The organism is Indiicoccus explosivorum (genome assembly GCF_002167005.1).
GTDB lineage: Bacteria > Bacillota > Bacilli > Bacillales_A > Planococcaceae > Indiicoccus > Indiicoccus explosivorum.
The window spans coordinates 1-6,727 of sequence record NZ_NHTN01000071.1; the positions used below are offsets into that span (position 1 = coordinate 1).

The 6,727-nt window shown below is 55.1% G+C and carries 6 protein-coding genes; all 6 read right to left on the bottom strand.

All coding sequences use genetic code 11. The features are described 5' to 3' along the window. Positions 1–139 precede the first annotated feature (139 nt). Entirely contained in the window at positions 140–1,264 is a 1,125-nt protein-coding gene (locus CCE92_RS15150) for a YobA family protein (RefSeq protein WP_088009442.1), read from the bottom strand. Positions 1,265–1,319: 55 nt separating this feature from the next. Continuing rightward, the gene (locus tag CCE92_RS15155) at positions 1,320–2,591 is read right to left on the bottom strand and encodes a DUF3221 domain-containing protein (RefSeq protein ID WP_088009446.1); all 1,272 of its coding nucleotides are present in this window, start codon (positions 2,589–2,591) and stop codon (positions 1,320–1,322) included. A gap of 34 nt (positions 2,592–2,625) precedes the next feature. Next, positions 2,626–3,810 carry a DUF3221 domain-containing protein gene (locus tag CCE92_RS15160; RefSeq protein WP_088009448.1) on the bottom strand — a complete coding sequence of 395 codons (1,185 nt, stop codon included), beginning with the start codon at positions 3,808–3,810 and terminating at the stop codon, positions 2,626–2,628. A 196-nt stretch (positions 3,811–4,006) separates the two neighbouring features. After that, positions 4,007–5,116, bottom strand: coding sequence for a YeiH family protein (locus CCE92_RS15165; protein ID WP_088009450.1), 1,110 nt, complete (start codon positions 5,114–5,116; stop codon positions 4,007–4,009). Between the two features lie 81 nt (positions 5,117–5,197). After that, complete coding sequence (locus CCE92_RS15170; RefSeq protein WP_088009452.1) at positions 5,198–5,527, bottom strand: hypothetical protein; 330 nt, start codon at positions 5,525–5,527, stop codon at positions 5,198–5,200. 188 nt (positions 5,528–5,715) lie between these two features. Further along, on the bottom strand, positions 5,716–6,411 hold the full coding sequence (locus CCE92_RS15175) for an SGNH/GDSL hydrolase family protein (protein WP_162287896.1): 696 nt from the start codon (positions 6,409–6,411) through the stop codon (positions 5,716–5,718). Positions 6,412–6,727: the final 316 nt, after the last annotated feature.

The following is a 6,727-nucleotide window of genomic DNA, read 5'->3' on the forward strand; positions in this document are numbered from 1 at the left end:
TGGGCGGTGCCAGGCACCGGAGATTTGGGCGGTGCCAGGCACCGGAGATTTGGGCGGTGCCAGGCACCGGAGATTTGGGCGGTGCCAGGCACCGGAGATTTATATGGCGTTCCGCAAAAAAACAGCAGGCGGCTGCCTGCTATTCGTCCGTGATCGTCTTCTCGATTTCCTGGTCACCCAGCTGGAGCACGACTGTCCAGGCGTCCTGTTCCGCGCTGTAAGTGACGGACTGGACAGCCGGCACTTCGATCGGGGCACTCTCTTTTTCTGTCATCGTAAGGGCTTCACGGACAGCGTCGAATTCCGTCAGATCCGCTCCTTCCGGCTGGTATGCCGGGAGCACTTCGACAAAGACAGCCGTCCCCTGTCCCGGATAAGATTCCATGATCGGGCCGGACGCTTCGACTTTCACGCGCTGGCCGACTTCAAGCTGTTCCGCCGCATTCGGGAAATCAAAGTAGATGGCGGAATAGAACTCCTCCTGACCGCCGTTTTCGCTGAAGTCCTGCGCGGTCGCATCGACTGCCAGAAACCGGCCATCCTGTACATCGACGAGATAATCGCCTTCATCCGATGGCTCCGCCGTGACAGCAGGATCCGGATAGACGACTGTCGGTTCGCCCGGTTCCGGCACCATCATACCGGATTGCTCGACTTCCACTTCAAAGTTCTCCAGGAGACTTTCCACTTCAGCCTGCTGTTCCTCTGTCAGGAAATTATGGCTGACGATGACCGTGCCGCTTTTTACATCACTGAAAATTGAGAGTCCGACTTTCGACGGACTGTGGTGCGCCTCTGCCATACCCCGTAATGTTTCTGCCACACGGTTCGTCGCTGCTTCCAGTTCGGCCTCTGTGAAATCACTGTCGAAAATATGAACATCATCCGCCATCAGCCGCCCCGCATCCACTTGTTCCTGAAGGACGGAAACGAGTTCATCCACACGCTCATCCGGCTCTTTTATCCCGATCCAGATTCCCGGTTCCCCGCTTCCTGTTTTATTATGTTCAATAAAAAACACGCCGGTTTCATGGAATTCTCCATACACATCCCTCACTGCCTTGAACGCCGTATCCGCTCCCGACTGCAGATCAACGGAACCGGGATCTGCGGCTGGTTCGAGAGACGCGATGATTTCACGGCGGTCAACCGTGTCAAATTCCGAACTGCTGACAGGTTCATCCACTGCCGCCGGCTGTTCCTCACCCGTACCGCAGGCGGCAAGAAAAAATACGGCACCGGCAATCACATAAACTTTTCGCATATTACCGCTCCCTTTACCGTGTTAGACGGGAATGTTCCGGAAAGGTTACAAATCGCTATAACTTCCTGCTGTTGAGGACAGATTTCTCTGGTGCCTGGCACCAATTTTCTGAATTCTGCCACTGATCTGCTATGAAAATTTCTTCCACCTTTTTTTCATCCCAAGTATAGGTGAATTCGATCCGCCATTGATCGCCCGCTGCATCGTACGCTGTCTGGATAGCCGGCAGTCCGGCAGCTGCCATTTTCCAGTCCTTCAAAGCCTGGCGCACTGCCTCAGCTTCCGTCATGTCCGCCCCTTCCGGTTGGTACGTCGGATACACTTCGACGAGCACCGCAGTCCCCTGACCCGGGTAAGATGTGGCAATGATTCCCGTAGACCCGACATCCACCCGCTGGCCGACTTTGAGTTTATCAGCAGCATTCTTGAAACCGTAGTAGACGCCTTCGCTCAGGAATTCGTTTTCCGACACTTCCAGCACATAGCTTCCTTTATTCGAAGGCTCGGTCACGATTGCCGGCTCCGGATAAATCACATCCGGTTCGCCCGGCCCGGGCACCATGACCTCCATCTGCTCGAACACGACTTCCCAAGTCGGGAATGCCGCTGCCACTTCCGCTTTTTGCTCATCCGTCAAGAAGTTATGGGTGATCTGCAGCGTTTCGGTTTCCGCATCGGCATCGATGTTATAAGTCGCGGACTGGGAGCGGATATGCGCTTCCTGCATCGGCCGCAGGATCTTCGAGGCAGCGTAGGCAATGTCTTCAAGATCCTGCTGGGAATAAACACTGTCATAAATATGGATGTATTTCGCCATGATTTCGCCGGCGTCCACCTTGGTTTGGAGAATGGCGGCAAGTTGTTCAGTCCGTTCATCCGGATTCTTGATTCCGATCCAGACCCCCGGCTGCTCTGCCCCTTCCCGGCTGTTTTCCAAATGAATGAGGCCGGCTTTCAGAAACCCGTCATAGCTTCCATACGCTTCTTCGAGCGCTTCGTTCACTGCCTGCAGTTCGATCGTCTGGACAGCGAGATCCTGGGCAAGCTCTTCCGTCTGTTCGCCGAATACCCCTGATTTGTAATCCTTGGATTCCCTGAATGCCTCGGCTGCTTCATTCCGGGCGACCGGTTCCGCTGTCTGTTCGAGCGAAGCAATAATCTCGCGGCCGCTGACCATCTCTGGTCCTTCATCTGTGCTCGGAACTGATTCATCACTTGAATCAGCCGGTTCGGCTGCCGGCTCATCATCGACTGCCATTGGCTCCTCGTCCGTACCGCAGGCGGCCAATAAAAGAAGTAAGCCGGGTACTATGAAAATCTTTTTCATCATCGGTCCCTCCTGTTTTATTTCCTCAGCCGCTTTACTTGTCGTCGACAGTAACAGTCTCTGTCTTTTCGCCGTCCCAGTTGTAAGTGAATTCAATGTTCCAACGGTCACTCTGGTTATCGTATTCGGGACGGATCATCGGAATTCCATCCATTCCGAACTCCCAGTCTTCCAGTGCCTTCCGGACAGCCATCTCTTCCGTCAGATCCGCCCCTTCAGGCTGGTAGGTCGGCATGACTTCCACAACAACGGCTGTCCCCTGACCGGGATAGGAGGCGGCAATGGATCCGGTGGTTCCGACTTCGACACGCTGGCCCGCTTTTAGTTTTTCATCCGCGTTTTCAAAACTGTAGTACGTGCTTCCGCTTAGGAATTTATCTTCAGATACATTAAAAATGTATTCCCCTTCTGTGTTCGGTTCTTCCGTCACCGCAGGTTCAGGGTACAGGACATCCGGTTCCCCTTCTCCCGGCACCATGGCCCCCAGCTGTTCAAACGTAACTTCGAGTTCAGGAAACGCCGCTACCACTTCAGTTTTCTGTTCTTCTGTCAGGAAGTTATGGGAAACTGTCAGCTTGCCGGTTTTGATATCGAGACTGGCACCGCCTACCGCGGACTGCGGCCGGTAATGCTCTTCCTGCATCGTCTTCAGTAGCTGGTAGGCTGTATTTTCAATTTCCCGCATGTCGTTCTCTGTGTATTCAGCTTTGTAGATATGGATATAATCAGCAGAAATTTCCCCTGCGTCTGCTTTCGCCTGCAGGATTTCCTCCAGCTGTCCGGTCCGTTCATCCGGATTTTTAATACCGACCCAGATACCGGGCTTTTCGTATTCCTCTTCCCACACCTCTAGGTAAACAATGCCGGCATTCATGAATTCCTCCCGGCTTCCGTATGCTTTCGCCAGTGCCGCTTCGACTGCCGGCATCTCGATCGCCTGGATAGACATTTTCCGGGCAGTCTCATCCGTGGGTTCACCCATCATGCCGTTCTTGAACTCTTCGGATTTCTTAATTTCCTGTACCGCTTTTTCACGGGCGACCGGTTCCGCTGTCTGTTCGAGCTTTACGATCATTTCCCTTTTGCCGGCAGCGGCTTTTTTCAAGTCAGTCGGCTCTGATTCGGGATTCTTTGCATTCTCGGCTTCCGGCTGCCCATCGTCCACTCCACACGCGGTCAGCATGAGCGCCAGCCCTGTTAACATCAGGAATTTCCTCACCGATCATCCCCCCCTTTTTCAGTTAGACGGTATCGAATGGTAAAAGTTACAAACTATTTCGACTCAATTGATGCCTTCAATTGGTGCCTGGCACCATTTATTTGACTATTCTATCGTTTGGTGCCTGGCACCACTTTTCTGACTATTTGATCAGTGGGTGCCTGGCACCATTTTTCTGACAATTTAGGACTGGTTTTCAGACTGTGACCAACCCGCCGAACAGGAGGATGAGCGCCGCGCTGACGGCACCTACGGTGAGGGCGGCGATGAAGCCGATGGCGAAGGGTTTCATGCCTAGACCCTTGAAGACGTCAAAGCTCGTTGACAGGCCGATTCCCGCCATGGCGAGGCCGAACAGGTAGGTGGATCCGAATGAGCTAACGGCGGTCACTATCTCCGTCCACAATCCGATCGGCACTACCCCGAAGGCGGTGCCTGCAGCAGCGGCCGTTGCGTCGCCGATGGTCCGCACGAGCGCCATGGCGAAGAAGCCGATGATGAACAGCGGGACGAGTTCATGCCACTTCGGCAGCGACGCCGCCCCGCTTTCGCGTCTCCAGAACAGCCAGGATACGAACGGGATGACGGCGATCAGAAATAAGTTCCGCACGAGTTTGGCGACGGTCGCGACGTCGACCGCCCGTTCGGCGTCCGCCAAGTCCGCAAAGATCAATGCGGCGCCGGTCACCTGCGCGGTGTCGTGGATCGCCGTCCCGAGGAACAGTCCCGCCTTCACCGGGTCGTCGGCGAATAAAATCTGTGCTATGTATGGGTAGACGAGCATACCGGTGAGCCCGAACAGCGTGATGTTCGCCACCGCGTATGCCACTTCGTTCTCCTTCGCCCGGATGACCGGCGCAGTCGCCATGATGGCGGTCACGCCGCAGATGCTTGTGCCGGACGCGATCAGCGTGCCGAGCCGCCGCGGCTGCTCCAGCCGCCGGGTGATGAGCAGCGTCACCGCAAGTGCCGTCGCGATGCACGCCACAATGAGCGGAATTCCCCAAAGCCCAAGCTTCAGCGCTTCCGTCAGGCTGAGCCGCAGGCCGAGCAGCACGATGCCCGCCTTCAGCAGTTTTTTGACCGAAAACGCCACACCGGCCGCGAAAATCGGATGCAATCCGAACACATTGCGGATCACGATGCCAAGCAGGATGATGATGAAAATTTCCGAGACCGGATTCGCGCTTCCTTGCGGAATAAAACCGGCCCTTTCCAGGAGGACACCAGCCGCCCAAGAGCCGGCCATGCCGGCGAGCATCAGGGCGAAGCAAAGTGCCACTCCCGGCCATGTTTTCTTTTCCATAAACCGATTCAACTCCAAACCAGCCGTTTTGTTTTTCAGTATAGCAAAAAAGCTCTGCCCCGCCGCGCGGAGCAAAGCTTTTTACAGATGGAATGATTCATCGTAGATCGGTTTCACGTGCAGGTCGTACTGCTGTTTCACTTCGTCGATGTCGTAGATCCCGCCCGGCACTGCGTCGTCCTCGAGCTGTTCGATGTGCTTGGCGACCTGGTCGGTGAAGAATTTGCCCGCCGCGACTTCGTTCGGGTACAGGTTGCGCGCGTCGGCGAGTAGATCTTCGTTCAGCATGCGGTTGAAGGCATAGTAGACGGCTGCGTTGACGACGGTGACCGAATCGCCGGTGACGTTCGTCGCTAAATAGTAATTTCCGTACTCGTCCTTCATCAAATCCCGTTCTTCCACGATTTTCATGGGTACGCCTCCCTTCCGTTACGGTACTTCTACCCGTTTCAGCGAAACGAAAAACGGCGGCCCGCTGCTGGGTGACGGCAGCGGGCGGTTGGTTGGTGCCTTTGGTGGGTGCCTTGGTGGGTGCCTGGCACCAATTGTCAGAATAGTGGTGCCTGGCACCAGTTATCTGACAACTTCACACAAGGCGGTCACCGCTCGCCTGAGCGCAGGGCATATCCCCGGTCTGCGAGCGTGGCTTTCAGCAGGTCATGCATGATTTTATAGCCGTCTTCGTTCGGATGGATCGCATCAAGCCAAATGGAGCTGTCCCTTCCCATTTCATGCATCCGCGCGACGATGATGTCTTTGCCGCCGATTGCAGTGTTCCATAGGGAAATCAGCAGGTTGGTGAACCCGAAATACTGGACGTCCTTCTTCATGGAGTTATAGAGGCTGTTCTGGACGAACACCGCCTCTCGGTTCAAGTTGCGGATATGCGCATAAATTTCCAGAAGATTCTTCCGGTAGCCGCGCTTCAGGGCGGCGAATCCGCGGATCAGCCCCCGCGCGCCGCCGCTGCGGAAAGCCCTTAACAGATCATTGCCGCCGATGTTCAGGATAATCAAATCGGCGTCTTTTATTTTATTGTCCCACTTCTGCTCGTGCAGCCGGGCCACGAGCCCATCGCTTGTCAGGCCGTTGATGCCGAGGTTGGTGATACGGCTTTCGGGAAATGTCTCTTTTAAGTATGTGGATAATCCCCCGCGCGTACCGTAGCCGAGTGCCACGGAATCGCCGAGAAGGACAATGTTCTGGATGCGGAGCGGTTTGGCCGCCCGTTTCAGACGAAGAAACGGCACCGCAGTCAAAAGGGCGCCGGTTCGTGAAGGAGTGTTCGTTTTCAAGTGGCCACACGTCCCTTTCTTAATAAATTTATAGTTATTTTACCATAAAATGCGTGTCCACGCGAACTAAGGGGCTGGTGCCGGCGTCCTATTTCGACTCTTGCTGGCGACATTTCGACTCTGCAGCACCGCATTTCGACTCTGCGACGCCTCATTTCGACTCTGCACCGCCGACATTTCGACTCTTGCTGGCGACATTTCGACTCTGCACCGCACTATTTCGACTCTGCACGCCGATATTTCGACTCTGCACCGCCCCATTTCGACTCTGCACGCGCCTATTTCGACTCTTGCCGCACGACATTTCGACTCTGCA